This is a genomic window from Actinokineospora sp. PR83 (assembly GCF_021056305.1).
GTDB classification, from domain to species: Bacteria; Actinomycetota; Actinomycetes; order Mycobacteriales; family Pseudonocardiaceae; genus Actinokineospora; species Actinokineospora spheciospongiae.
In genome coordinates this window covers 1-26,334 of sequence record NZ_JAJCXD010000095.1, presented here as the reverse complement: position 1 = coordinate 26,334, position 26,334 = coordinate 1, and the positions used below count along the sequence as shown (strand labels likewise).

At 73.3% G+C, this 26,334-nt stretch carries 20 protein-coding genes, 1 tRNA gene, 1 pseudogene and 1 riboswitch; of the genes and pseudogenes, 15 read left to right on the top strand and 7 right to left on the bottom strand.

Going from position 1 to position 26,334, the window contains the following annotated elements; all coding sequences use genetic code 11:
- Positions 1 to 74: 74 nt before the first annotated feature.
- From L6E12_RS29215 to L6E12_RS29195, 5 genes are all read left to right on the top strand, one after another.
- The gene (locus tag L6E12_RS29215) at positions 75 to 644 is read left to right on the top strand and encodes a hypothetical protein (RefSeq protein ID WP_236231142.1); all 570 of its coding nucleotides are present in this window, start codon (positions 75 to 77) and stop codon (positions 642 to 644) included.
- 51 nt (positions 645 to 695) lie between these two features.
- Positions 696 to 1,304 carry a hypothetical protein gene (locus tag L6E12_RS29210; protein ID WP_236231141.1) on the top strand — a complete coding sequence of 203 codons (609 nt, stop codon included), beginning with the start codon at positions 696 to 698 and terminating at the stop codon, positions 1,302 to 1,304.
- Positions 1,305 to 1,446: 142 nt separating this feature from the next.
- Positions 1,447 to 4,248, top strand: coding sequence for a type I DNA topoisomerase (gene topA / locus L6E12_RS29205; protein WP_236231140.1), 2,802 nt, complete (start codon positions 1,447 to 1,449; stop codon positions 4,246 to 4,248).
- A 169-nt stretch (positions 4,249 to 4,417) separates the two neighbouring features.
- Positions 4,418 to 6,436 carry a dTMP kinase gene (locus tag L6E12_RS29200; RefSeq protein ID WP_236231145.1) on the top strand — a complete coding sequence of 673 codons (2,019 nt, stop codon included), beginning with the start codon at positions 4,418 to 4,420 and terminating at the stop codon, positions 6,434 to 6,436.
- A 48-nt stretch (positions 6,437 to 6,484) separates the two neighbouring features.
- Positions 6,485 to 7,675: a DNA polymerase III subunit delta' gene (locus L6E12_RS29195; protein WP_236231139.1), complete on the top strand. Its 1,191-nt coding sequence runs from the start codon at positions 6,485 to 6,487 to the stop codon at positions 7,673 to 7,675.
- 572 nt (positions 7,676 to 8,247) lie between these two features.
- Here L6E12_RS29195 and L6E12_RS29190 read toward each other — a convergent pair.
- Positions 8,248 to 9,867 (bottom strand): hypothetical protein, encoded by a 1,620-nt coding sequence (locus tag L6E12_RS29190; RefSeq protein WP_236231138.1) that lies wholly within the window; start codon positions 9,865 to 9,867, stop codon positions 8,248 to 8,250.
- Positions 9,868 to 9,990: 123 nt separating this feature from the next.
- On the opposite strand from L6E12_RS29190, the gene L6E12_RS29185 reads away from it, so the two are divergent.
- Together L6E12_RS29185 and L6E12_RS29180 are read left to right on the top strand one after the other, a co-directional pair.
- Positions 9,991 to 10,064, top strand: a tRNA-Thr gene (locus L6E12_RS29185).
- A gap of 105 nt (positions 10,065 to 10,169) precedes the next feature.
- Positions 10,170 to 11,009 carry an HNH endonuclease gene (locus L6E12_RS29180; RefSeq protein ID WP_308075342.1) on the top strand — a complete coding sequence of 280 codons (840 nt, stop codon included), beginning with the start codon at positions 10,170 to 10,172 and terminating at the stop codon, positions 11,007 to 11,009.
- Here L6E12_RS29180 and L6E12_RS29170 read toward each other — a convergent pair.
- The 3 genes from L6E12_RS29170 to L6E12_RS29160 all read right to left on the bottom strand — a co-directional run bounded on the left by L6E12_RS29170 (position 10,979) and on the right by L6E12_RS29160 (position 14,462).
- Positions 10,979 to 11,800 (bottom strand): oxygenase MpaB family protein, encoded by an 822-nt coding sequence (locus tag L6E12_RS29170; protein ID WP_304523926.1) that lies wholly within the window; start codon positions 11,798 to 11,800, stop codon positions 10,979 to 10,981. The genes L6E12_RS29180 and L6E12_RS29170 overlap by 31 nt on opposite strands.
- Before the next feature lie 161 nt (positions 11,801 to 11,961).
- Complete coding sequence (locus tag L6E12_RS29165; RefSeq protein WP_236231137.1) at positions 11,962 to 13,677, bottom strand: serine/threonine-protein kinase; 1,716 nt, start codon at positions 13,675 to 13,677, stop codon at positions 11,962 to 11,964.
- Entirely contained in the window at positions 13,674 to 14,462 is a 789-nt protein-coding gene (locus tag L6E12_RS29160) for a hypothetical protein (protein ID WP_374201962.1), read from the bottom strand. Before L6E12_RS29160 ends, L6E12_RS29165 begins: the two co-directional genes overlap by 4 nt.
- A gap of 94 nt (positions 14,463 to 14,556) precedes the next feature.
- On the opposite strand from L6E12_RS29160, the gene L6E12_RS29155 reads away from it, so the two are divergent.
- The gene (locus tag L6E12_RS29155) at positions 14,557 to 15,468 is read left to right on the top strand and encodes a hypothetical protein (RefSeq protein WP_236231136.1); all 912 of its coding nucleotides are present in this window, start codon (positions 14,557 to 14,559) and stop codon (positions 15,466 to 15,468) included.
- Here the strand turns inward: L6E12_RS29155 and L6E12_RS29150 are convergent.
- Positions 15,436 to 16,467: an LLM class F420-dependent oxidoreductase gene (locus tag L6E12_RS29150; protein WP_236231135.1), complete on the bottom strand. Its 1,032-nt coding sequence runs from the start codon at positions 16,465 to 16,467 to the stop codon at positions 15,436 to 15,438. The two genes, L6E12_RS29155 and L6E12_RS29150, sit on opposite strands and share 33 nt — an antisense overlap.
- A gap of 24 nt (positions 16,468 to 16,491) precedes the next feature.
- Here L6E12_RS29150 and L6E12_RS29145 point away from each other — a divergent pair, with 24 nt between their 5' ends.
- Both L6E12_RS29145 and L6E12_RS29140 read left to right on the top strand, forming a co-directional pair.
- The gene (locus tag L6E12_RS29145) at positions 16,492 to 17,010 is read left to right on the top strand and encodes a gamma carbonic anhydrase family protein (protein ID WP_236231134.1); all 519 of its coding nucleotides are present in this window, start codon (positions 16,492 to 16,494) and stop codon (positions 17,008 to 17,010) included.
- Between the two features lie 52 nt (positions 17,011 to 17,062).
- Complete coding sequence (locus tag L6E12_RS29140) at positions 17,063 to 18,064, top strand: LysR family transcriptional regulator (protein ID WP_236231133.1); 1,002 nt, start codon at positions 17,063 to 17,065, stop codon at positions 18,062 to 18,064.
- 3 nt (positions 18,065 to 18,067) lie between these two features.
- On the opposite strand, the gene L6E12_RS29135 is transcribed toward L6E12_RS29140, so the two are convergent.
- Entirely contained in the window at positions 18,068 to 18,523 is a 456-nt protein-coding gene (locus L6E12_RS29135) for a DUF4442 domain-containing protein (protein WP_236231132.1), read from the bottom strand.
- 53 nt (positions 18,524 to 18,576) lie between these two features.
- Positions 18,577 to 18,668, top strand: a riboswitch (ZMP/ZTP riboswitch).
- Between the two features lie 33 nt (positions 18,669 to 18,701).
- Here L6E12_RS29135 and glyA point away from each other — a divergent pair.
- The 4 genes from glyA to L6E12_RS34580 all read left to right on the top strand — a co-directional run bounded on the left by glyA (position 18,702) and on the right by L6E12_RS34580 (position 23,191).
- Entirely contained in the window at positions 18,702 to 19,964 is a 1,263-nt protein-coding gene (gene glyA / locus L6E12_RS29130) for a serine hydroxymethyltransferase (RefSeq protein ID WP_236231131.1), read from the top strand.
- Positions 19,965 to 20,113: 149 nt separating this feature from the next.
- The gene (locus L6E12_RS29125; protein WP_236231130.1) at positions 20,114 to 20,641 is read left to right on the top strand and encodes a MarR family winged helix-turn-helix transcriptional regulator; all 528 of its coding nucleotides are present in this window, start codon (positions 20,114 to 20,116) and stop codon (positions 20,639 to 20,641) included.
- A complete protein-coding gene (locus L6E12_RS29120; protein WP_236231129.1) occupies positions 20,641 to 22,275 on the top strand; it encodes an MDR family MFS transporter in 1,635 nt (544 codons plus the stop codon). Before L6E12_RS29125 ends, L6E12_RS29120 begins: the two co-directional genes overlap by 1 nt.
- A 217-nt stretch (positions 22,276 to 22,492) precedes the next feature.
- Positions 22,493 to 23,191 (top strand): SMI1/KNR4 family protein, encoded by a 699-nt coding sequence (locus tag L6E12_RS34580; protein WP_236231128.1) that lies wholly within the window; start codon positions 22,493 to 22,495, stop codon positions 23,189 to 23,191.
- Positions 23,192 to 23,249: 58 nt separating this feature from the next.
- On the opposite strand, the gene L6E12_RS29110 is transcribed toward L6E12_RS34580, so the two are convergent.
- Positions 23,250 to 23,747 (bottom strand): inorganic diphosphatase, encoded by a 498-nt coding sequence (locus L6E12_RS29110; RefSeq protein WP_035287313.1) that lies wholly within the window; start codon positions 23,745 to 23,747, stop codon positions 23,250 to 23,252.
- Between the two features lie 125 nt (positions 23,748 to 23,872).
- Here L6E12_RS29110 and L6E12_RS29105 point away from each other — a divergent pair.
- Positions 23,873 to 26,334: pseudogene (locus L6E12_RS29105) on the top strand (hypothetical protein); the annotation flags it as partial.

Here is a 26,334-nt window from a genome sequence, read left to right as displayed (position 1 = left end):
CCCCGGTCCGCGTTCCCGGTGCGCGCGTGCGAGCATCGGGTCGATTTCCGGCGCCCCCGGCTGAGGAGTGCTCAATGTCACGTCGACCTGGAGCGGGCGTCCGCCGCGCTGGCGTCGTGGGCGCCCGAGCCGTCGCGGTGGGGCTGGTCCTCGCCGCCGCGGCCGGGTGCACCGGGACGACCGGCGACGACCCGGCGGCCAAGATCGCCTGGTCGGGTGAGCTGTGCGCCGCGGTGACCTCGGCGTCCGCCGTGCTGGCCACCCCGCCCCCGGTCGCCGACCCCGCAGACCCGGCCGCGGTGCGCGACGCCGTGGAGACCTACCTCACGTCCGTCACCCGGGGCCTGACCGAGGCGGTGGACACCGCGACCGGGCTGCGCTCCTCACCCGTGACCGGCGGCGATGCCGTGGCCGCAGGCGCGGCAGCCGCCTACGACGCCGCGCGCGCTCCCCTCGACGCGGCGTTGATCACCCTGCGGGGTGATCCGGGCCCGGGTGCCGCGCTGACCGCGCTGGCCGAGGTGGTGCCGCTGATCACGTCGGCGGGGCCGCCGGAACCGCTCCGGGTCGAACCCGATTCGGAGTTCACCCGATGGGCGCAGCAGGCACCGCAGTGTGCCGACGTGCCCGCGCTGCGTCGCTGAACCGATTCCGCTCACTTCCGCCAGTCGAACCCTTGTTCTATTCTGCCTGTCGTGGCGCAGCAGATGTCGATCTTCTCCGCGGAGGTCAGCCACCCCGGCGTCGGCGACCTCGCGGGGCTGCTATGCGGGCCGGGGCGCACGGCCGTCTTCGCCCGCGCCACCGCCCGGCTCCTCCTCCCCGTCGACGACCAGTGGCGGGCGAACGCCCTGGTCAAAGCCTGTGCCGAGCGCGGGGTGGCAGCCGAGGTCCGCACCTGCGAGGAGTCCGGCGGCCCGCGGTTGAGCACCGCCTTCCGCCGCGACCTGGCCCCCCTGGCGAGCGCCTGGACCGACCCGGCCGGCGGCAAGGCCGTCCCAGACTGCTTCCTCCCCGACGGCGCCGCGCTGCGCATGTGGGTGCTCGCGGCCGGGCGCTGGACCGAAGGGGGCTACCTGCTGCCCCTCGACCCGGCCGCCCCGCACACCCACGCCCCGCTGGCCGAGGCGCTGCTGCGCTGCGGCCTCCCGGCGACCGCGCCGACCGCGAAGGGCGAGGTCCCGGGCCTGCGCGTGGTCGGCAGGCGCAGGCTGGCCCGGCTGCTGGAACTGGTCGGCCCGCCCGCCGGACCGGGGTGCGCCGACCAGTGGCCCGCCGTTTCCCGGATGCGCGCCGTGTCCTGAGCGTGCTACTGGTGGAAAGGGGGTCATACTCGGTCGGCCGATCTCCAGCGCTGGGCAACCTGGAATAGGGCTTTTCCTCATCAGCGTGCACACTGACTGGCTGACGCAGGCTTGGTACGGGGTTCACAGGAAGCGGGACAGCGTGGCAGCGACGAAGAAAAGCGCAGGTACCGGCGGTGCCGAACTGCGGCGGCTGGTGATCGTCGAATCACCCGCCAAGGCCCGCAAGATCGCCTCCTACCTCGGCCGCAACTTCGTCGTCGAGTCCTCCCGGGGCCACATCCGCGACCTGCCGCGCAAGGCCGCGGAGGTGCCGGAGAAGTACAAGGGCGAGAGCTGGTCCAACCTCGGCGTCAACGTCGACCACGGCTTCGAGCCGATCTACATCGTCACCCCGGACAAGAAGTCCACGGTGACCGAGCTCAAGAGCCTGCTCAAGGACGTCGACGAGCTGTACCTGGCGACGGACGGCGACCGCGAGGGCGAGGCCATCGCCTGGCACCTGCTGGAGGCGCTCAAGCCCAAGGTGCCGGTGCGCCGGATGGTCTTCCACGAGATCACCGAGCCCGCGATCCTCGCCGCCGCGCAGAACACCCGCGACCTCGACCGCGACCTGGTCGACGCCCAGGAGACCCGGCGCATCCTCGACCGCCTCTACGGCTACGAGGTCAGCCCGGTGCTGTGGAAGAAGGTCATGCCGCGGCTGTCGGCGGGCCGCGTGCAGTCGGTGGCCACCCGGATCGTGGTGCAGCGCGAGCGCGAGCGGATGGCGTTCGTGGCGGCCAACTACTGGGACATCGCCGCGACCATGGACGCGGGCAAGGAGGCCGAGCCGCCCACCTTCGGCTCCCGGCTGCTCTCCGTGGACGGCGTGCGGCTGGCCACCGGCCGCGACTTCGGCCAGGACGGCAAGCTCAAGCCGGGCGCCGAGGTGCTGCTGCTCGCCGAACCCGAGGCCCAGCGGCTCACCCAGGCCCTGGCCGGTGCGCACCTCACCGTCTCCAGCGTCGAGGAGAAGCCCTACACCCGCAAGCCGTACGCGCCGTTCATGACCTCCACGCTGCAGCAGGAGGCGGGCCGCAAGCTGCGCTTCGGCTCGGACCGGACCATGCGCACCGCCCAGCGGCTGTACGAGAACGGCTACATCACCTACATGCGAACCGACAGCACCACGCTGTCGGAGACAGCGATCGACGCGGCCCGCTCGCAGGCCACCGACCTCTACGGCGCCCAGTTCGTGCACCCGACCCCCCGGCAGTACACCCGGAAGGTCAAGAACGCCCAGGAGGCGCACGAGGCCATCCGCCCCGCCGGTGAGGTGTTCCGCACCCCCGGCCAGGTGGCCGGTGAGCTGGAGACCGACGAGTTCCGCCTCTACGAGCTGATCTGGCAGCGCACCATCGCCTCCCAGATGGCCGACGTGCGCGGCACCACCATGACCGTGCGCATCACCGGCAACGCCTCCAGCGGCGAGGAGTGCGTGTTCTCCTCCTCGGGGCGCACCATCACCTTCCCCGGCTTCCTACGCGCCTACGTCGAGGCGGTCGACTCCGAGGAGGGCGGCGAGGCCGACGACTCCGAGCGCAGGCTGCCGCTGCTGACCAAGGGCCACGCGGTCACCGCGACCGACCTGTCCGCAGACGGGCACAGCACCAGCCCGCCGCCGCGCTACTCCGAGCCCAGCCTGGTCAAGGCGCTGGAGGAGCTGGGCATCGGCCGCCCGTCGACCTACGCCTCGATCATCAACACCATCCAGGACCGCGGCTACGTGTGGAAGAAGGGCTCCGCCCTGGTCCCGTCGTGGATCGCGTTCTCCGTGGTGGGCCTGCTCGAACAGCACTTCGAGCGGCTGGTCGACTACGACTTCACCGCCGCCATGGAGGAGGAGCTCGACGGCATCGCCGCGGGCACCCAGCAGCGCACCGACTGGCTGTCCGGGTTCTACTTCGGCGGCACCGTCGGCCCGGAGGGCTCGGTGGGCCGCTCCGGCGGGCTCAAGCAGCTCGTCGGCTCCGGTGTGGACAACATCGACGCCAAGGTCGTGAACTCGATCCCGGTGTTCTCCGACGCCGAGGACCGCCCGATCGTGGTCCGGGTCGGCCGCTACGGGCCGTACCTGGAGCGCGAGGTCGAGGGCGAGGCCCAGCCGCAGCGGGCGAACCTGCCCGAGGACCTGCCGCCGGACGAGCTGGACCTGGAACTGGCCGAGAAGCTGTTCGCCACCCCGATGGAGGGGCGCAGCCTGGGCACCGACCCGGTCACCGGGCACGAGATCGTGGCCAAGGAGGGCCGGTTCGGCCCCTACGTCACCGAGGTCCTGCCCGAGCCGGAGGAACCCCCGGCCCCGGTCGAGGGCGCCAAGAAGACCCGCGCCAAGGCCCCGGCGAAGCCCAAGCCGCGCACCGGCTCGCTGTTCAAGTCGATGTCGCTGGACACCGTCACCCTCGACGACGCGCTCAAGCTGCTCTCCCTGCCGCGGGTGGTGGGCACCGACCCCACCAGCGGCGAGGAGATCACCGCGCAGAACGGCCGGTACGGGCCCTACCTCAAGAAGGGCACCGACTCCCGGTCGCTGACCGGCGAGGACCAGATCTTCTCGGTGACCCTGGACGAGGCGCTCAAGATCTACGCCGAGCCCAAGAAGCGCGGCAGGCAGGCCGCCGCGTCGGCCCCGCCGCTGCGCGAGATGGGCGAGGACCCGGTCTCGAAGAAGCCGATGGTGGTCAAGGACGGCCGGTTCGGCCCGTACGTCACCGACGGCGAGACCAACGCCTCGCTGCGCAAGGCCGACAACGTCGAGACCCTCACCGACGAGCGGGCCAGCGAGCTGCTCGCGGAGAAGCGCGCCAAGGGCCCCGCCCCCAAGCGCACCCCCGCCCGCCGCACGACGACCGCCGCGAAGAAGCCCGCCGCCAAGAAGGCCCCGGCCAAGTCCAAGGGCTGACAGACCGCGGCACCCCGGGGGTGGACGCCACGTCCACCTCCGGGATGACCCGGGACCCGGCGCACCCCGGCTACCCTGGGCGCGTCTACGGCGTGGAAAGAGGGTGGCTGGCATCAGCGGCGACGGGGACACCGGGGAGAGCAAGCCCTCGGTCGGCGGCGAAGGCTCGATGGCGTACCGGGCGCGCAGCGTGCTGTCCATCCGCCCCTTCCGCAGGCTCTGGGGCGTCACCTACCTGTGCAGCATGGGCGACTGGCTGGCGCTGCTGGCGCTGAGCGGGCTGGCCAGCCAGTTCACCCAGGGCTACAAGGCGCAGAGCTTCGCCTTCGCCGGTGTCGTGCTCACCCAGTTGCTGCCCGGGCTGCTGTTCGCCCCGCTCGGCGGGCTGTTCGCCGACCGGTTCGACCGGCGCAAGGTGATGGCGTTCGCCGACGTCGGCCGGTTCGGGCTGCTGCTGTCGATCGCCCTCGTCGGCTCGCCGCTGTGGCTGTTCATCGGCAACTTCCTGGTCGGCTGCTGCGCGCTGCTGTGGATCCCGTCGAAGGACGCGGCGGTGCCCAACCTGCTGCGCAGGCCGGACCAGGTGGAGACGGCCAACCAGCTCGGGCTGGTGATGACCTACGGCATCTCGGTGATCAGCGGCGCGGGCCTCTACGCGCTGATCAACGGCGTCAGCACCAACCTCAACCTGCGCTTCGACAGCACCGGCCTCGGCATCGTCAAGGTCATCCTGATCCTCACCGCGCTGTTCTACCTGACCAGCGCCCTGCTCATCGCCACCCGCATCCCCGAGCTGTCGCGCCGGGTGGTGGCCAAGCCGGTCGAGCGGGCCGCGGAGGAGACCGCCCCCGAGGTCAAGTCCGGCTTCCTGGCCATGGTCCGCGACGCCGGGCGGTTCGTGCGGACCACACCGCTGGTGCGCGGGCTGCTCATCGGCATGGTCGGCGCGTTCGCCGCGGCCGGTGCCCTGGTGGGCTCCGCGCAGCTCTACGGTGCCAGCCTCGGCGGTGGTGAGTCGACGTTCGGCCTGCTGTTCGTCGCGCTGTTCGTGGGCCTGGTGCTGGGCATGACCGGGTCGCCGAAGCTGGCCCGCAGGCTGCCGCGCAACCGGATGTTCGGCATCGCGATCGTGGTCGCCGGGCTGGCGCAGGTGCTGCTGGCGATCTCACCGCACCCGGTGGTGACGCTGCCGTTCGTGGTGCTGCTCGGCGCGTGCGCGGGCGCGGCCTTCCTGACCGGGGTGACGATCATCGGCACCGAGGTCGAGGACGCCATCCGCGGCCGCATCAACGCCATCTACCAGTCGATGATGAAGATCATCCTGGCGAGTTCGATGGCGGTGACGCCGCTGCTGGTCGGCCTGGTCCAGCCGCACACGATCACTGTGTTCGGTCGGGAGATGGTGGTCGACGGCACCCGGCCGGTGCTGCTCGGCGCGGGGATCATCGCCGCGCTGGTCGGTGTGATCGCCTACCGGCAGATGGACGACCGGCGCTCGGAGAGCATCCTGTCCGACCTGCTGTCGGCGGTGCGCGGCAAGCCGAGGCGCAGCACCGGGCTGCTGATCGCCGTCGAGGGCAACACGCACTTCGACACCTCCACCCAGGCGCACCGGCTCGCCGACTGGCTGCGCGCGCCGGGCCGCAAGGAGGTCCTGCTCGCCACCGACCCGGTGCTCGACGACGCGAAGCTGCGCGCGGTGCTGTCCGGGGCGCAGCTCTCCAGTGCCCGCGCGCACGCGCTGGTGGCCGCCGCCGTGCGCGCCGACCTGGTGGAACGGGAGATCCGACCCGCCCTGGACCGCGGCGCGCTGGTGGTCATGGAGCGCTTCGTCGACAGCCCGCTGGCGCACCTGTCCGCCGCGGCCGACCTCGACTCCGCCGAGCTGGAGGGGCTGGCCGACTGGGCCACCTCGCGGCTGCGGCCGGACATCACGATCCTGCTCGACCGCGACCCGGCCACGCTGCCGCCGCGGCCCGGTAGCGTCGAGCACCACTGGCACGTCCGGGGCGTGCTCACCGACATGGCCGCCGCGGACCCCGACCGGTACGTCGTGGTCGACGGCGACGGCCCGGCCGACGAGGTCGCCGCCAGGGTCGCCGCCGCGGTCTACGTGGCCCTGGTGACCAGGAACGTGCCCGGCTTCGCCGAGGACGAGCCGGTCAAAACACCGGTCGACGCGGGTTGACGCCGGTCGAGGCGGCATGACCCACTGGATTCGTGAGGTGACAGGCTGATGGGCGTCTGGTCCCAGGTCGTCGGGCAGCCGGACGCGGTGCGGGTCCTCGGGGCCGCCGCGGTGGCCGCCCGCGAGTTGGTCGAGGGCACCGGGACGGCGGCGGGCATGACGCACGCCTGGCTGTTCACCGGGCCGCCCGGGTCGGGCCGGTCGGTGGCGGCACGGGCGTTCGCGGCGGCGCTGCAGTGCACCACCCCGGGGGAACCGGGGTGCGGGGAGTGCCAGGGCTGCCACACCAGCATGTCCGGCACCCACGCCGACGTGCGGATAGTCGTGCCGGAGGGGCTGTCGATCTCGGTGGCCGAGATGCGCGCCCTGGTGCAGACCTCGGCCCGGCGGCCCACCGGCGGGCGCTGGCAGGTCGTGATCATCACCGACGCCGACCGGCTGACCGAGGGCGCGGCCAATGCCCTGCTCAAAGCGGTCGAGGAACCCCCGGCGCGGACCGTCTTCCTGCTGTGCGCGCCGTCGGACCACCCCGACGACGTGTCCGTCACCATCCGCTCGCGCTGCCGGGCCATCGCCCTGCGCACCCCCGCCGCCCCCGCCATCGCCGAGGTGCTCCGACTGCGCGACGGGGTGGACGCCGACACCGCGGCGTGGGCGGCCTCGGTGTCCGGCGGTCACGTCGGCCGCGCCCGCCGCCTCGCCACCGACCCGGCGGCCAGGGACCGGCGGGCCAAGGTGCTGCGCATCCCCCTGCGCCTGCGCAGGCTCACCGACGTCTTCGACTGCGCCGACGACCTGGTCAAAGCCGCCGAAACCGACGCCAGCGAGGTCAGCGGCACCCGCGACGAGGCCGAGAAGGACGCGCTCAAGACCGCCCTCGGCCACGGCGGCACCGGCAAGGGAGCGGCCTCGGCCACCCGCGGCAGCGCGGGCGCCATCAAGGAACTGGAGAAGCGCCAGAAGTCCCGCGCCACCCGAACCCAGCGCGACGCCCTCGACCTCGCCCTGGTCGACCTGGCGGGCTTCTACCGGGACGTCCTGGTCATCCACGCGGGCGCCTCGGTCGCGCTCAACCACCCGGACCACGCCGAGGGCTCCGCCCAGGCCGCCGGTTCCTGGACGCCGGAGTCGACGCTGCGCAGGCTCGAAGCGGTGCTCGCGTGCCGGGAGGCGCTGGAGCAGAACGTGAAGCCGCGCATCGCCATCGAGGCCATGGTCTCGGCGATGCACTTCGGCTGACCCTGGTCCGTGTGGACGTGTGGACGTGTGGACGTGTGGACGTGTGGACGTGCGGAGCGGCAGGCTTCGGTCGGCTGGGCGGTTCGGGTCGCCGATCGGGGATGGGGGCGGCTTCGCGGGGAACCAGCGACACCGCGGAGCCGCTGCGGCTGGGGCGCGCCCCGCGAGGCTCATCGCGGCGAGGTGGGCTCAACCTGGTGGCAGGCGGATCGCCCCGCGCAGCGGTTGGCGAGATCCCGGAACTGCCCGAGCCGGTTGACACACCACCCGTCCACACCGCGCCGCTCGCAGCCCCACTGCTCAACAGCCCCACTGCTCACCCTGGCCGAAACAAGCTCAGCCGCTGCTTGTCCTCGCGCGCGCGTAACCATCCACAACCCCCACCCTCCCGAGGGGATTCGCGGCCCTTGGGGCCATTCTACCTGCGGGGATGCGGGTTTGGGGTGGTGTGGATCTTGGCTGTGGACAACTCGGGGATGTGTCCACAGGTGGGGTGACCGGGTTGCGGTCGGGGGGTGCCGCGTGCGGGGAGGTCGGGCCGGGGCGCCCCGAACGCGCCCCGGCCCGGGTCGCTAGTCGGTCGTCTTCCGGCGGCGGGTGGGGAGGGCGGCGACGAGGACGACACCGAGCAGCAGCATGGCTGTGCCGGTCCAGAACAGCGGGACCGAGTGGTAGGCGGCGTTCGTGTAGGCCAGCGGCGGGGTCGCCGAGCCCTGCGGGGTGGGGGCGGGCGGGGCCTGCGGGGCCGACGCGGTGCCGCAGACGACGCCGCCCTCGGGGGCGTAGGCCCTGGCGACCTGTTCGCCGAGGGAGACCTGGGCCAGGGCCGACGGCAGGTTGGGCAGGCCCAGCGCCTCCGTGGGCAGGACCTGGAGGTCGACCATGCGGGCGGTGGCGCCGAGCTGGTAGCCCTTGAACGGCTGGGTGGCCGCCTCGCCGGTCTGGTTCAGGCCCGCGACCGCCAGGCGGAGGACGCCGAGGTCGAGCTTCTGCAGGCCCTTCGACAGCGCGTCCTGCAGCGGTGAGCCGTCGCCCAGCAGGTTGCCGATGATCGGCAGCTTGCCGAGGTCGGCGAGGCCGGGGAGGTCGGCGGCGCCGGGCAGCGGCAGGCTGATGGGGATGTCGAGCTTGGGGTTGGCCGCGTCGAGCTTGCCCAGGCTCTTGCCGCCCTGGGTGACCTCCAGCACCGGGGCGGTGTACTGGACCGTCGAGGTCGCCGCGTCGCCGGTCGAGGTGACCTGGAGGGTGGGCTGGCTGACCACGTTGATCGAGATCTCGAACGGCGTGCCCGACAGCAGCTTCAGCGCCGCCACCTGGAGGGTCGAGGTCGACTGGACGGCCTTGTTGGGGGAGCCGGGGATGTCGACCAGCTTGACCGCGGAACGGGCGGAGAGGGTGTTCGGGAGGCTCAGGACCGAGCCGCCGCCGGTGCTGCCCTGGCCGCCGAGGATGCCGCCCAGGGTGCTCAGCGGACCCGCCAGGTTCTTGAGCTGCTCGACGACGGCGTTGTCCGTGGCCTCATCGAGGTTCGGGGCGTCGAACGCGCCGGTCAGGTCCTTGACGCCGGGCAGGGTCGGGATGGCGTTCAGGGCGGAGATGCTCGCGATGCTGGTGGAGGCGTCGGAGATCGTGTCGACGCACGGGCCGAGCGCGTCGCTCCAGTTGGCGGAGACCGAGCCGTTGAGCGCGCCGACCTTCACCAGGGTGTCCAGCGGGGTGGACGGCGGGTTGATGCCACCGGTGAGCGGGGCCTCGTTGTTCGGCGGCGCCGTCTGCGCCAGTGAGCCGGGGGCCTGCGGGCTCGACCCCTGCACGGCGATGCCGCCGGGGGATGCCTGCGCGATGGACTTCTCGTAGGCCAGGTACGCCTCCGAGTTCGCCTGGGCGCTGGCCAGCCCGAAGCCCAGTTCCACCGCGGCCTGCTTCGGCAGCTTCTCCGCGGCACCCGGCAGGATCGACTTGGTCGGGGTCGAGTTCGGCAGCACCCGGATCACCGCCAGCCCGGTCCCGGCGTCGCCCACCGCGTGCCCGAGGGGCTGCGGGGAGGCGGGCGCGGACGCGGGCGGGGCGCCGGGGTTGCCGGGCGCGGGCACCGGCGTCGTCTCCACCTGGGCCGCGGCGGGCCCCGCGGCCAGAGCGAGCACCGACGCGGCCACCGGCAGGGCCAGGACCGCGGGCAGATGTCGACGCATGGTGCCGTTCCTCCTACGAGCGGGTTCCGCTGTCGCTCCCGGGTCGCCGGGCGCACACCCAGTAAACGACGGATACCCCTGCTGGTGACGCGGTGGGGTGACGGTATAGTGGGTCACGAGCACGCCGCCTTAGCTCAGTCGGCTAGAGCGATTCACTCGTAATGAATAGGTCAAGGGTTCGACTCCCTTAGGCGGCTCGCAGGTCAGAGGGGTTGTCCCGGTTCACCCGGGACAACCCCTCTGTCGTTCCCACCTCGGGATATGGCGTTGCGTTCACCTCAACGGGTGGCATCCTCGACATCGTGATCGACGTGGTGACGAGGTTGGGCGCACTCAAGGTGCACGTGAAGTGGCGGGACGGTGTGCCGACGCTCCACAAGCCCCTGTCCGTGCTGTGGGCGATGGGCCGGGTGGCCGCGGGCGAGCGGCTGCACCCCTGGGAGCGGTTCAAGGTGGAGGTCGGCGCGCTGCTGGCCGAGTTCGGCGCGGGCACCTCGGCGGTCACCCCCGAGTACCCGTTCAGCCGCCTGGCCCGGGACGGGCTGTGGGAGGTGCCCGGGTACGCGGCCGACGCCACTCCCCCGCGCGGGGAGCTCGACCGGCTCAACCCGTCCGCGGGGTTCACCGAGGAGGCGTTCCGGGCCCTGCTCGACCCGGTCACCCGGGTGCGGGCGCTGGCGGTGGTGCGCGCGAAGTATCTCGGCGCGGTCGACGAGCAGGCCCTGCTGGAGCGGGTGGGGCTCGACGGGTACGACTCCGCGGCCGGGGCGCCGCGGCGGCCGGTGACCGGGGATCGGGTCGTCCGCGACCCCGCGAAGCGGCAGTGGATCACCCGGCTGTACGGCGACACCTGCCAGTTCTGCGGAACCCGGGTGGCGCTGGTGGGCCGCGGTTACAGCGAGGCCGCGCACATCCGCGGGCTCGGTGCGCCGCACGACGGCCCGGACGTGGTGGAGAACATGCTGTGCCTGTGCCCCAACTGCCACAAGCGCTTCGACGGGTTCGCGGTGTACGTCGACCGGGACGGGTCGGTGCGCGAGGTGGGCGGTGCGGAGATCGGTGTGCTGACCCGGCACCCGGAGCACGTCGTGGGGGAGGAGTTCCTGGCGTATCACCGGCGGTTCTGCGTCCCGCCCGCGTAGGCGGAGGTGGCGGCGGGGTACTGGCGGGCCCAGGTGGGCAGGGCCGACATGGTGCGGCGGATGCGGTCGGACTGGCGGGCGAAGCGTAGTGAGTCCTCTGTGGACCATTCCACGGCCAAGCGGGCGCGCAGGGGTGGTGGGAGGGTGCCCAGGGTGAGCCGGGTCAGGTGGGCGCCGAGGCGGGTGGACAGGCGGCGCCACAACGGTTCGGGGAACCACTCGGCGGGTGGTGGTACCGCACCGGTGAGTGAGTGCAGGACGTCCTCCGTGGACTTGTTGGGGGTCAGGGTGGCGGTCTTCTCCTCGACGTGGGCACGGAACCCCTCGTGGTCGCGGGGCATGGCGTGGTCGGGGATGCCGAGGATGCGGCCGAGGTGGCGCCATTCGCGGTAGACCTGGGCCTCTTCGGCTTCGGTGAGGGGGACGGCGAAGTGGCGCCAGGCGGCGAGGGCGGAGTCCAGGAGGGTGGCGTGGACCCAGAAGTAGGCGTCGGGGTCCAGGGCGTGGTAGCGGGTGCCCGCGGCGTCGACGCCGCGGATGTCGCGGTGGAGGGTGCGCAGGCGGGTGGACTCGGTGTGGGCCCTCGGGCCGCCGTAGGTGAGGCGCAAGGCCGAGTTCACCGTGCCCCACAGGCGGGGCCACGGGTCGTGCCGGAAGGTGGAGTGGTCGGCGACCGCCGCGCCGACGGCCGGGTGGGCCACCTGCATGAGCAGCGCCCGGCCGCCGCACAGCGCCGTGCGGGCGTCGGCCATGAGGCGCCAGGTGAGGGAGGCGGGGCCGAGGGGGTCCATGGGGGTTGTTCCTATAGCAGGCCGTCCTCGGTGTCACCCCTCGCGAACCGGGCGCCTCGTGGCTCGGTTCGCGGGGGTGACACCCGTACCCCCGAGCGGTGGGTGCTCGACGACGGGGCCTCGGGCGCCACCGACGGCAGCCCGCGCAACCGCCTCGCGTCTCAGGCGGCCCGGCGGCGGGCCGACCACGCCGTGGCCAGGACCAGGGCGGCCGCGCCGAGGGCGCCCGCGACCGCGGCCCCGATGGCGTACCCCGCGGACGGTTCGCGCGCGCCCAGGGTGGAGGCGAACAGCCACACGCCCAGGCCCAGCACGGCGCCGAGCGGGAGCGCGGCGGCCGGGGCGGCCGGGCGGCGGTGGCCGCGGCGGAGGGTGCGCATGACCGATTCGAGGTAGGCCAGGGCGAACAACGCCAGCAGCAGGCTGCCGCCGCCCATCGCGCTGGCGATCGGGGTCTGCGGCGGTCGGACCGCGAACCGCTGGGGTTCGCCCGCGCCGGTGTCCAGGGAGCCGGTGGCGGCGCCGCCGACGAGCCAGCGGGTGAGCGGGCGGGGTTCGACGGTGGCGGTGAAGGTGCCGTCCGGGTTCGGGGTGATCGGCACCTGGACCGTGTCCAGGTCGACCCCGGCGGCGCTGAGGGTGAACCGGAGGGTGGCCGGGGCGCCCGCGGAGCCGGTGACGGTGAACGGCTTGCTCAGGTCCAGGGAGACCGGGGTCACCGCGGGTTTGCCGTCGATCGCCAGGGTGTTGGCGGTGCCGGGGTGGGGCAGGGTCTCGGGGGCCAGGAACGGCAGGGCGAGCATCACCAGCAGGGCCACGGCGGCGACCAGGCCGGGGATCAGGGGGGACCGGGCGGGGCGGCCCAGGACCTCGGCGGCCGGGCGCAGGTCGGCGGGCCGGATCGCCCTGGTGGGTTCAGGGGCGGCGGTGCCGCGGACCGGTCGGGTGAGCACTGCCGGGTTGTCCGGGCCGGGTTGGTCGGCGATCGAGCCCAGGACGCGAGGACCCAGGTGCACCGGGGTGCCCGCCCGCTCCAGCCAGCCGCGGCCGAACACGGCGGTTGCCGCCGCGCCGAGGTCGACGGCGAACGCCTCGGCGTCGCGGTAGCGGTGGCCCGGGTCCCTGGCCAGGCTGCGCATGACCACTGTGGACAGGGGGGCGGGCACGCGCGGCAGCGGCCGCGGGTCGGTGAACACCCGCTGGCGCATCATGCTCACCGCGCCCCGGGTGCGGTCGAACGGCAGGTCGCCGCAGAGGAGTTCGTAGAGGACCGTGCCGGTGGCGTAGAGGTCGGCCGCGGGGGACAGGGCGTTGCCCATGGCCTGTTCCGGGGCGATGTAGGCGGGGGTGCCCAGCACCTCGCCCGCGTGCGTCATCAGGGTGGCGCCCTCGCTGACGACCTGGGCGATGCCGAAGTCGGCCACCTTCACCACCCCGGCCGAGGTGAACAGCAGGTTCTTCGGCTTCACGTCCAGGTGCAGCACCCCGGCGGTGTGCGCGGCGTGCAGCCCGGCCAGTGCCGCCAGCGCGATCGCGCACGACTGCTCACCGGTCAGCCCGCGCCCGCGGAAGGCGTCGTGGACCGTGCCGCCGTCCAGCTTCTCCATCACCAGCAGGTTGTCGGTGCCGGTCCGGACGTAGTCGTAGACCGGGACGATGTGCGGGTGGTCCAGGCCCGCCAGCACCCGCGCCTCCCGGTCGAACCGGGCGTTCACGTCGGGGTCGCCCGCCACCGCCGCGGGTAGCTGCTTGATCGCCACCTGCCTGCCCAGGGAGCGGTGCACCCCGGAGAACACCACGCCCATGCCGCCGGAGCCGATCACCGGCCCCACCTGGTACTGCGGCAGCGCCGCCGCCAACCCGGCCGGGGCGCTCATCGGGTCCACTCCCGGGTCAGCGCGACCGTCGGGCCGTCGCCGGTCGGGTCCGGGGGGTCGGCGGGCGCGGGGTGCGGGGTGAGGAAGCCGAGCAGCAGGCCGATCAGCGCGGCGCCGAGCACGATCGGGATCTCCACCTCCGGTTCCGGCGGCACCAGCCGCAGCACCGACAGCGTCACCACGGCCACCAGCCCGGTGCCGATCCCGGCGGGCAGGAACCGCAGCGCGCGCCGGAACCTGTTGGTGGACAGGCGGTGCCGGGCCAGCGCCAGCAGCGCGCCGGTCCAGGCCAGGGCCGTCAGCACGAGCAGTGCGACGCCGAAGACGCCGTAGACCGACCAGAACGACCCGCGCACGTCGACCACCGTGTCCGCGCTCGCCAGCTCCACCCGGTCCTCGCTGAGCAGCGCCACCGTCGTCGGCAGCAGCCCGATCGCCTGGCCGTCGAGGTCGCGCACGTCCAGCGGGAAGGTGCGGGTGACCTGACCGCGCGGGGGCACCTCGAACGGGACGGTGGTGTCGTAGGAGAAGAACGTCAGGGCGAGCGCCACGCCGGTGATCCGCACCAGGCGGACCTCCTGCTCGGCGGCGCCGGGGTTGAGCACGGTCAGCGAGACCTCGACGGGCTTCGCCGGGTCGAAGGTGACGGTGCGCCCGGTGATGTCCTCACCATCCACAGTGACCACCACCCGGAGCGGATCATCCGACCCCTGGGCGGCGGCCGGGGAGGCGGCGAAGGCCAGCACCGTCACGAGGGCAACCGCCGTGCCGATAAAACGTCCCATGGGATGACTCCGGTTCAGGCGGGCCCGATTGACGCGGAATGCTACAGCGACGCAGGTCGTCGCCGGGGCGTTCCACCGAGCGAGGGAAGTGGTCGTGCGCACTGTGGGAATCGTCGCGGCGGGCGTCGCCGTGATGCTCGTCGGCTTGTCGGGCGGCCCGGCTCAGGCCCAGCCCGCCGAGCGGGCGCAGCAACCGACCTTCTCCTCCTCGGTCAGCCCCACCTCCGGCCCGGCGGGCACCGCCTTCACCGTCCACTGGGGTTCCAACGCGGGCGCCCTCTGCAAGACCGTCACGTTCAGCACCGCGCTGACCACGATCCCACCCACGCCGTACCCGGACCTCCAGGTCGGTGTCGTGGCCCCCGCCTCGGCCGCGCCGAGCACCTACTCGATCACCCTCACCTGCGACAGGTACACGTCGGTGACCCGCTTCACCGTCACCAAGCCCGCCACCACCGCACCGACCACGCCGCCGGTCACCACGACCCCGCCGCCCGTCGTCACCCCGACCACCCCACCGCGGGTCACGACTCCGCCGGTCACCACGACCCCGCCGCGCACCACCACCACGACAACCGCGCCGGTGACCACCACCACTGTGCCGATCACCACCACGACCACGGCGCCGCCGACTTCGACCACGCTCCCGCCGATCACCACCGCCGACGCCCCCGAGGGGGACCTGCGCCTCGACCGGGAGAGCGTGCAACCCGGTGACGACCTCTCCGCCGAGGGCGAGGGCTGCACCCCGGGTGCCCCGGTCGTGCTCACCTCGGGCGGTCAGCGCGTCGGCTCCACCACGGCCGACGCCGCAGGCGGCTTCACCGCCGGGGTCGAGTTCACCAGGGTCGAACCGGGCAGGCACACCATCACCGCCGAGTGCGGTGTCGTGCTCACCGGCGCGGTCGACCAGATCGTCACCAGCTCGACCGGCGGCAGCTCCGGGACGCTGGTGGTGCTGGTGTTCTTCGTCCTAGTCGGTGCCGCGCTGGTCCGCTTCGCGTAGGGCGGCGCAGACCGCGCTCCAGCGGGCCGGGTCCGGCGGCCCGGACGTGGTCAGGGTGAACCGGTCCACGACGTCGCCGAAGCGGCGCCGGACCTCCGCCGCCGCCTCGGCCGGGGAGCCGACCACGGCGAAGGCGTGCAGCACCTCGTCGTCGACGAGGCCCGCCATCTCGGCCCACCGGCCGCGCTTGGCCAGCGCGTTGAGGTCGTCCTGCAACCCGCCCCAGCCGTGCAGCTCCAGCACGCCCCGGTAGGCGGGGGTGGAGCCGTAGAACGCGATCTGCCCGCGCACCTCGGCGACGGCGGTGGCCAGTTCCTCTTCGGTGGTGCCGGTGGCCACGAACGACGGTCCGCTGATCTCGAAGCCCGCCAGGGGCTTGCCCGCCCTGGCCCGGCCGCGCTCCAGCGCGGGCAGGGTCACCTCGCGCAGGTACCGCTCGGTGGAGAAGCTGTGGCAGAGCACCCCGTCGGCGACCTCACCCGCCACCTCGGTCATCCGCTCGCCGACGGCGGCCAGCAGCACCCGGGGGTTGCCGTGCGGGTTCGGGCCGGGGTTGAAGAACGGCGTCAGCAGCGTGTGCCGGTAGAACTCGCCGGTGAACGAGAGCCGGTCGCCGGACTCGAAGGCCGCCCAGATGGCGCGGACGGCCAGCACGAACTCGCGCATCCGCGCCGCCGGGGCCGACCACGGCATGCCGAACCGCTTGGTGATGTGCGGTTTGACCTGCGAACCCAGCCCCAGCACGAACCGGCCGCCGGAGTGCAGGTGCAGGTCGTTCGCCGCGACCGCCACCGTCATCGGGTTGCGCGCGAAGGCCACCGCGATGCCGCTGACCAGCTCGACCCGCTCGGTGCGCTCGGCCGCCACGGCCAGCGCGACGAACGGGTCGAGCCGCGTCTCGGCCACCCAGGCCCCGTCGTAGCCCGCCCGCTCGGCGGCGACCACCGCGTCCGCGGCCTGGGAGACGGTGTCGGCGTAACCACCCGAGTCGAGCTTCACCCCGCCGACATTACTGTGACCCCCATGCCGATGTTCTCGTTCGAAGGCAAGAGCCCGCGCGTGCACCCGACCGCGTGGATCGCCCCCACCGCGACGCTGGTCGGGGACGTGACCGTCGAGGCGGGCGCCTCGGTCTGGTACGGCGCGGTCATCCGCGCCGACCTCGGGCCGGTGGTGCTGCGCGAGGGGGTCAACGTGCAGGACAACTCCGTGATCCACACCAACGCGGGCGGCTGCGAGGTGGGCCGCAACGCCACCATCGGCCACCTGTGCGTGGTGCACGACTGCACCATCGGCGAGCAGGCCCTGATCGGCAACGGCGCCACCGTGCAGGACGGCGCGGTCATCGGCGAGCGGACCCTGGTCGCGGCGGGGGCGATGGTCGGGCCGGGCACCCACGTGCCGCCCGAGGTGGTCGCCATGGGGGTTCCCGCCAAGCGGATGGTCCCGCTGGACGGGGTGCCGAAGCTGTTCGTCGACCACAACGCCGACATCTACCGCGACCTGGCCCGCAGGCACGCCGAGGGCGCCGAACCCGTGTGAGGTCCGCGGTGCCCCTGGCGCCGGGCCGCGCTCGGGGGTATCAACGGGAGTTGTGGCGGAACTGGAGCTGCGGCACCTGCGGGCGATCTGCGCCATCGCCGAGGAGGGCAGCGTGTCGAAGGCGGCCATCCGCCTCGGCGTCACCCAACCCGCGCTGACCGCGCAGCTCCGCTCCATCGAGCGGCTGCTCGACGGCGAGCTGTTCGTCCGCTCCGCGCACGGCTCGGTGCCGACCGAGCTGGGCCGCGGCGTCGTCCGCTCGGCGCGGGTGGTGCTGGAGGACATGGCGGTGCTGCTGGCCTCGGCGCGGTCGCACCGGTCGGACCCGGCCGAGGCGCCGCTGGTGGTGGCCGCCACGCCGATGCTGTTCGCCAGCGCGCTGATCGCGGAGCTGCGCGCGTGGGTCCGCTGCTCGCAACTGCGCACGGAGATCGACTCCTCGGGGCCCGCGCTGCTGGACCTGATCTCGTCGAAGCAGGCGGACCTGGCGGTGTTCGAGCGGTTCGAGGGCATGGACAACCGCGCGCTGCGCGACGTCGAGGTGCGCACGATCGTCGAGGAGCCGCAGTTCGTCGCCCTCAGCTCGGACAGCCCGCTGGCCTCGCGCGACGAGGTCGACCTCGCCGACCTGGCAGGCCTGGACTGGGTGGTGCCGCCCCCGGACCAGGACTGCATGCGGCTGCGCTTCCGGGCCGCGTGCGAGGCGGTCGGGTTCACCCCGCGGATCACCCACCACGTCACCGAGGGCCGCACGGCGATGGCGCTGGCCGCGTCGGGCGCGGTGTGCCTGGCGCAGCCCGCGTCGCTGGGCGGGCCGGGGTTCGTGATCCGGCCGCTGAGCGGGTCGGTGCTCACGCTGCCGGTGGTGCTGGTGATCCGGTTGGACGGCCCGCTGGGCGCGCGGCGGCAGGAGGTGTTCTCCTGCGTGGCGCACGCCTACCGGTCGATCGTGGACCGCAACCCGACCTACGCGCGCTGGTGGGCCGAGCACCCCGAGGCGCACGCCGAGCTGGACGTGGCCCTGCGCCTGCCACGCCCCAGCTCGCCGTCGTAGCGCCTACTGCCTGTTCGGCTTCAACGTCCAGACGACGTCCATCAGCGCCGTGGTGACGCCCTCGGCGTTGGTGATGGTGCAGGCGACGGTGAACTCGGGGCGGGTGCCCGCCTCCAGTTCCGCGACGACCTCGGCGGCCGGGCGGGTCAGCACGGCCTCGGCGGTGAGGGCGCCGAGGGCCAGCTTCTTGTACTGGATCTCCGACTTCACCACCAGCGGCGTCGCCCGGGACATGACCTGGTTGAAGGCGGCCAGGCCGACCGCGCCGGAGGCCGTCTCGGCGAGGCCGAACATGACCGCGGCGTGCGGTCCGCCGACGTGGTTGCGCTGCGACTCGACGTCGGGGAGGGTGCAGACGACGCGGTCGGCGGCGACCTCGGTGAACTCGACGCCCGCGGTGCTGACCCAGGGGACGGACTTCTTCATCGCGTCGGCGACCCACGCGTACTCGGTGCTCATGCCCTCAGACATTACTCGCCGGTAACATAGCTGCGCCACCTGCTACCGTGGGAACCCAGGGCCGTGACTGGCGTGCAGCGGGTGGAATCGACCACCGGGGAGCGGTCCTGGGCGGAGGACGGCACCGAACGCCTGGGTGTTCCGCGCGACGACCCGCCGCGCGCAGAAAGGCCCGCCCGTGCACCAGCCAGACGTTCCCGCCCTCACCGCAGCCGACCCCGACGTGGCCGCCCTGGTGCAGGGCGAGGCCCGGCGCCAGTTCGAGAAGATCCGGCTCATCGCCTCCGAGAACTACGTCTCCCGGGCGGTGCTGGAGGCGACCGGCACCGTCCTGACCAACAAGTACTCCGAGGGGTACGCGGGCAAGCGCTACTACGAGGGCCAGCAGTTCGTCGACCCGATCGAGACGCTGGCGGTCGACCGGGCGAAGGCCCTGTTCGGCGTCGACCACGCCAACGTGCAGCCCTACTCCGGTTCGCCCGCCAACCTCGCCATCTACCTCGCGCTGGCCGAGCCGGGCGACACCGTGATGGGCATGGCGCTGCCCGCGGGCGGGCACCTCACCCACGGCTGGTCGGTCTCGGCGACCGGCAGGTGGTTCAACGCGGTCCGCTACGGCGTGCGCCGCGACACCGGGCGGGTCGACCTCGACGAGGTGCGCGAGGTGGCGCTGCGCGAGCGGCCCAAACTGATCTTCTGCGGTGGCACGGCCATCCCGCGCACGATCGACTTCGCCGGGTTCGCCGAGATCGCCCGCGAGGTCGACGCGGTCCTGGTGGCCGACATCGCCCACATCGCCGGGCTGGTCGCCGGGGGTGCGCACCCCTCGCCGGTGGGGCACGCGCGGATCATCTCCACCACCACGCACAAGACCCTGCGCGGGCCGCGCGGGGCGATGCTGATGTCCGACGCGGAGTTCGCCAAGCCGCTGGACAAGGCCGTCTTCCCCGGGTTGCAGGGCGGGCCGCACAACCACACCACCGCCGCGATCGCCGTCGCCCTGGGCGAGGCGGCGCGGCCGGGGTTCCGCGACTACGCCCACGCCATCGTCGCCAACGCCAAGGCGCTGGCCGAGGCGCTGGTCGAGCGCGGTTTCGACCTGGTTTCCGGGGGCACCGACAACCACCTGATCCTGGTCGACCTCACCGCCAAGGGGGTGGCGGGCAAGCCCGCGGCGAAGGCGCTGGACGCGGCCGGGATCGAGCTGAACTACAACACCGTCCCGTTCGACCCGCGCAAGCCGTTCGACCCGTCCGGCATCCGGCTGGGCACCGCCGCCATCACCACCCGCGGCCTGGGCGTCGAGCAGATGCCCCAGGTGGCCGAGTGGATGGACCGGGCGGTGCGCGCGGGGGCCGAGGACGACGAGGCCGCGGTGGCCGCGGTGGCCGCCGAGGTGCGCGAGCTGCTGGCCGGGTACCCGATGCCCGGTTGGGCCTGACCTGCACGAATAGTCCGCTTCGCCCCGGTGCCGCTCGGCGCCGGGGCTGCGAGCGGGGTCACAGGAAACCGAGTTGCCCCGCGGCGGCGTCCCGGTGCATGCTTGTATCCACCAACTAATTGGGTGTTGCAAGCAACCTGGGGGTTCACATGGTCGCGCCGGAGCCGGACGTGGTGGCCGCCGAACCCGCTCCGCCGAACGTGGAGCGGGGCACCCGGCTGGCCAACGCGTTGTTCGGCTTCGGCAAGCAGCAGGCGAGCTTCGCCGCCCGGATGAGCAAGGCCGGGATCGACCGCTCGGCCATCGTCCTGCTGAAGAGCCTTCTCCACCTCGGTCCGAGCCGTTCGCGGGCGCTCGCCGAGGCGGTCCACTCAGACCCGTCCACGGTCAGCCGCCAGGTGGCGGCACTGGTCAAGGACGGGCTCGTCGAGCGCCGCGCCGATCCCGAGGACGGGCGGGCCAGCCTGCTGGCCGTCACCGACCGCGGGGTGCGGCTGCTCGAGGAACAGCGCGCCCGCTTCGCGCTGTCCATCGCCCGCATGGTCGCGCACTGGGACCCCGACGACCTCGACCGGTTCGTCGAGCTGTTCGAGCGGTTCCTGGCCGACCACCAGACCTACCTGCCTACCTTGATCACCGAATGCGCCGCACCGGTGCGTTCCGAAGGGGAAACCTGATGTCCACCACGGTTTCGGATGCCGCTCCCGGGCAACTGAGCCACCGGCAGATCATGACCGTCCTTTCCGGACTGCTGCTCGGTATGCTGCTGGCCGCGCTCGACCAGACCATCATGTCCTCGGCGATGAAGACCATCGCCGACCAGCTCCACGGCCAGACCATCCAGGCCTGGGCCACCACCGCCTACCTGATCACCGCCACCATCTCCACCCCGCTCTACGGCAAGCTGTCCGACATCTACGGCCGCAAGCCGATGTACCTCACCGCGATCAGCGTCTTCCTGCTGGGCTCGGTGCTCTCCGGCATCGCGAACTCGATGTACGAGCTGGCCGCGTTCCGCGCGGTGCAGGGCCTCGGCGCCGGTGGCCTGATGTCGCTGGCGCTGGCGATCATCGCCGACCTGGTCTCCCCGCGCGAGCGCAGCAAGTACCAGGGCTACTTCATGGGCGTCTGGGGACTGTCCAGTGTGGCCGGTCCGGTCGTCGGCGGGTTCTTCGCCGGGCTGAACAGCTTCGGCGGGTTCGAGGGCTGGCGCTGGGTGTTCCTGATCAACATCCCGATCGCGCTGGTCGCCCTGGTCGTGGTCGCCCGCTACCTGAACGTCCCGCACAAGCGCGTGCCGCAGCGGGTGGACTACTGGGGCGCGGTCACCCTGACCGTCGGCCTGGTGCCCCTGCTGATCATCGCCGAGCAGGGCCGGGAGTGGGGCTGGGCCTCCGGCCGGGCGTTCCTGATGTACGGCGTCGGCGTGCTGGGCCTGGCCGCGTTCGTCGCGGTGGAGAAGCGGATGGGCGACGCGGCCCTGCTGCCGCTGCGGCTGTTCCGCCGCCCGATGTTCAGCCTCACCAACGCCGTCAACTTCATCATGGGCGTCGGCATGTTCGGCATGATGATGTCGCTGCCGCTGTACCTGCAGATCGTCAAGGGCGCCACGCCCACCGCCTCCGGGCTGATGACGCTGCCGATGACCTTCGGCATCCTGGTCGCCGCCATGGGCTCCGGCGCCATCATCACCAAGACCGGGCGCTACAAGAAGTTCCCGATCATCGGCCTCGGCCTGCTCACCGCGTCCATGTTCGCCTTCGCCACCATCGGCGTGGACACCCCGCTGTGGGCGATCATGCTGATCATGGTCGGCGCCGGTGCCGGGCTGGGCCTGAACATGCAGACGCTGGTCCTGGTCATCCAGAACGACGCGCCCGCCAAGGACATGGGCGTCGCCACCTCGTCGGCGACCTTCTTCCGGTCGATCGGCGGCACCGTCGGCACGGCGGTGTTCCTGTCCATCCTGTTCAGCGTCGTCGGCGACCGCATCGCCGACGCGTTCGCCTCGGCCCGCACCGACCCGGCGTTCCTGGCCGCGGCCGCGCAGAACCCCGGCTTCTCCGCCGCCAACGGGGTCGACCTGAACAACACCGAGTTCCTCACCACGCTGGACCCGGCGCTGGCCCGACCGATCCTGACCGGGTTCGCCAGCTCGCTGGACACGGTGTTCCTGGTCGGCGGCTTCACCGTCCTGGTCGCGTTCGCGCTGATCTGGTTCCTCAAGGAGGTGCCGCTGTCGATGAAGTCCGGCATCGAGCGCGCCGCCGACGCGGAGGCCGAAGCACCGGTCCCGGTGGCCATGCACTGATCCGGCACGCACAAGAGCCCCGCACCTCCCGAGGTGCGGGGCTCTTCCCGGTTCAGAGGGCGGCGGTGCAGCCGGAGCCGTCGGTGGCCTGGGTGTCTTCCCGGTTCGGGTGCTCGACCACAGGCTGCGCGCGGACACCGGGAACCGGCTGGGGCAGGGCTGTGCTCCGGCTGTGCGCGGCTCTGCGATAGTTGCGCCCGGGACCACTGGGGGGAACGTGCGCGTCGTGCTGTCGATCTTCCTGGTCGGCGGGCTGGTCATCACCGCCGCGTGGTTCCTCGGCGCGCAACCGCCCCCTCCGGTCACCGCCCCGACCCCGGTCATCACCCCGGCCCCGGGCTGCCGACTGGGCGGCGGGTCCACGACCGTGCCGGAACCCACGAGGATCCTCACCCGCCGGGTCGACGCCGCGTGGACGCGCATCGAGACCTGGCTGGCCGTGCACGCGCCGCGCACCGCGGCCCGCTGGAACGCCCCCGCACCCGCCGCCGCGCTGAGCGCGCTGCAGCGGGAGGTGGGGGTGGAACTGCCCGGCGACCTGGTCGCGAGCCTGCGCAGGCACGACGGCTCGGGTGTGGGCGGGTTCGTGCTGCCGTTCGCCTACCGGCCGATGTCGGTGGGGGAGATCGCGGGCCACGCCAGGCGGATGTGCTCAGGCCCCGGTCAGCCCGGTTGGGACGGCCGCTTCGTGCCGTTCGCGGTCGACGGCGGGGGCGGCCTGCTCTACCTCGACCAGCGCGGAGCGGGCTCGCTGGAGGAGCAGCTCGACGGGGGACCCGGACCGGGCCGCTGGCCCACCGGGTTGTCCGAACTGCTGGAGCAGACGGCCGACCTGCTGGAGGAGGACATCGGCCCGCTCGCCGACCGCTACCGCCCGGAGGTCGACGCGGGCTGGTTGCGCTGGCGGATCGAGTAGCGGCGGGTCAACAGGAGGGCCCCGGTCATCGACGCGCGGGGCCCTGTCGCCGCGGTCCTCAGTGCAGGGTGAGGCCCGACTCCTTGAGCCGCTTGTACGAGCGCTCGATCTCGGCCTCCGCCTCGGCCCGGCCGACCCAGCTCGCGCCCTCGACGCTCTTGCCCGGCTCCAGGTCCTTGTAGACCTCGAAGAAGTGCTGGATCTCCAGCCGGTGGTACTCGGCCAGGTGGTGGATGTCGCGCAGGTGCTCGGTGCGCGGGTCGTTGGCCGGGACGCAGAGGACCTTGTCGTCGCCGCCCTTCTCGTCGGTCATCCGGAACATGCCGATCGCCCTGGAGCGGATCAGGCACCCCGGGAAGGTCGGCTCCTGGACCAGCACGAGTGCGTCCAGCGGGTCACCGTCCTCGCCGAGGGTGTTCTCGACGAAGCCGTAGTCCGCCGGGTACTGCGTCGCGGTGAACAGGGTGCGGTCGAGTCGGATCCGCCCCGTCTCGTGATCCACCTCGTACTTGTTGCGGACCCCCTTGGGGATCTCGATCGTGACGTCGAATTCCACGCCGTCCCTCGCTCGTCTCGGCTGCGTTTGTTACATCACTAGTGTGGACCACACCGGACTGGCGGCAGGCACCGATCCCGACGGATGCGGTGTGACGTTCGCAGGACACCAGGGGAGGACCACGCGTGCCCGAGCAGGACCCCACCGTCGGGCAGCAGTCCGACGCGCACCGGCGGCAACCTGATGACCTGCCGAAACGTCCTCCGGAGGTGCCCGACGACACCCCCGCCTGGCCCGGCGCCGACGACACCGCCTGGCCCGCCCAGGACGACGACACCGCCCCCGCGGTGCCGGACGAGCCCACCCGGCCCGCTCCGAACGCCGCCGGAAGTGACGAGCCCCACGTCCCCGGACCCGCTCCGACACCCCCGACAGCCGTCGCACAGTCGGGTGAACCTGCGGACGAACCCCCGCAGCCGACCGCCTGGCCCACCACGGGCGACGACGAACTGACCGCCGCGGAGCCCGCCGAGGCCGCCGAGCCCGGGCTCGCCGAGCGCCCCGCGCAGGCAGAGGACGCCGGGGAGGCGGGCGCTCCGGCAGGCCCGGAGACCCCCGGTCCCGGCCAGACCGAACCCGATGCGGCCGACCGGGGTGCCCCCGGCGGAACCGGGCCCGACGCGGCCGGTCCCGAGCAGGACAGCGCTCCCCCCGGGGCCGCGTGGCCCGAGGCCGAGCCGCCCACCGAGGAGCGACCGGGGTCCGGCAAGCCGGGGACCGCGGACCCCACTGCCGCCGAGCAGGCCCCCACCGAGCCGAACGCGGGCGACGCCCACCCGGCCACCTCCCGGCAGTCGGGTGGGGACGAGCAGCCCGCTGTGGTCGGGGACGCGGGAACACCCACCGACCAGGGCGAGGGCAGCTCTGCCGTGGCGGGCACCGAACAGGGCGGGAGCGATCCCGCTGGAGCAGAACACGGCGAGGGTGGTCCCGCCGCAGCGGAGCGCACTGAGCGGAGCGAGAGCGGTCCCGTTGCGGTGGAGCGCACTGAGCGGGGCGAGGGCGGTCCCGTTGCGGTGGAGCGTGCCGAGCGGGGCGAGGGCGGTCCCGTTGCGGTGGAGCGTGCCGAGCGGGGCGAGAGCGGTCCCGCTGGGGGAGAGCGCGCTGAACGCGGCGAGGGTGGTCCCGCCGCGGTGGAAGGTGGACGGGGCGGGAGCGATCCCGCTGGGGCAGAGCGCGGCGAGGGCGATCCCACCGCCGCAGAGCGCGTCGACCGGGGCGGGAGCGGCTCCGCCGCCGCAAAGCGCACCGAGCCCGCCGCACCCGTCGGATCCGCTGAGCACCCCGAGCCCACCGACGAACCCGAGCACGACCGGGACGCCGAGCGACCCGAGGCAGCCGAGCAGCCGCAGGACACCGACCCGGCCGACGAGTCGGCGGCCCCGACCGCCCCGACCGCCGAACCAGACCGCGCCGAGGTCGACGAGCCTGCCGCCGAGCAGCCCGCATCACCCGAGGACGCCCACCCCGACCTCCGAGCCCCGGCGGAAAACCGCCCCGAGCCCACCCCCCAGTCCCCACCTGACGCCCAGCCCGGATCGGACGACCAGACCGCCGCCCCGGCCGACGCCGCCGGAGCGCCTGGCGACCCCGAGCGCCCCGCCGCTCCCCGCACCGACGACCGTTCCGCCGTCGAGGAGCCGCGCCCGCCGTCCTTCTCGTTCAACTGGAACACGACGACCCCGGTCGAGGACCTCGACGACGCCCCCGCCGTCCACCGCGTCGGCTCCGACGACATCGCGAACGCCTACGCCCTGGTCGACGACCTCGACGACAACGCGCTCGACGACCACGAGGCCTACCTCCACGACCCCGACGCGCCCCCGCCCGACGACGGCCGCCGGGCAGGCGAACCCGACCACCCGCACGCCGCCTACTCCGCCGACGACGAGCAGAGAGCAGCCGAGCACACCCCCGCCGAACCCGACCACGACGCGCACCAGCGCGAACTGCCCGACGAGGCAGGCCACGCGGCGAGCGACCACCCGCTCGACGTGCGCCACGACGCCGGCCCGCCCGACGGCGGCGACCACGTGGCGGAGGCCCACCCGCACGACGTGCACCGGGATGCCGGCGGGGGCGACCTGTCCGATGAGGGCGGCCACGAGGTGGGTGCTCACCCGCTCGACGTGCGCCCCGACGCCGACCGGGGCGAGCTCCCCGACGACGGCGGCCACGTGGCGGAGGCCCACCCCCACGACGTGCACCGGGATGCCCATGAGGGTGAGCTGCCCGATGAGGGTGGCTATACGGCGGCCCACCCGCACGACACCGGCCGAGAAGACGACCAGCACCCGGACCTGCCCGACCCGGCGGAGTCCCACGGGCAGGAGCCGGGCGGTGGCGGCACCGCCGAGCTGCGGCGCCCGGACGTCGAGCCGCCCACCCGGTTCACCCGGCCGGTCCCCCCGGACCAGCGGCCCGAGCCGCCGACCCGGTTCGTCCCGCGCCCCGACGCGGACCGCACCGCGCCCAACCCCCGGCCCACGCCGCCGCAGGGCGACCGCACGTCCGAGCTGAACCGCCCCGGCTGGTCGCGCGTGCCCGGCGCCGTCGGGCCGCACGGCGGGCGCGGTCCCGCCGGGCT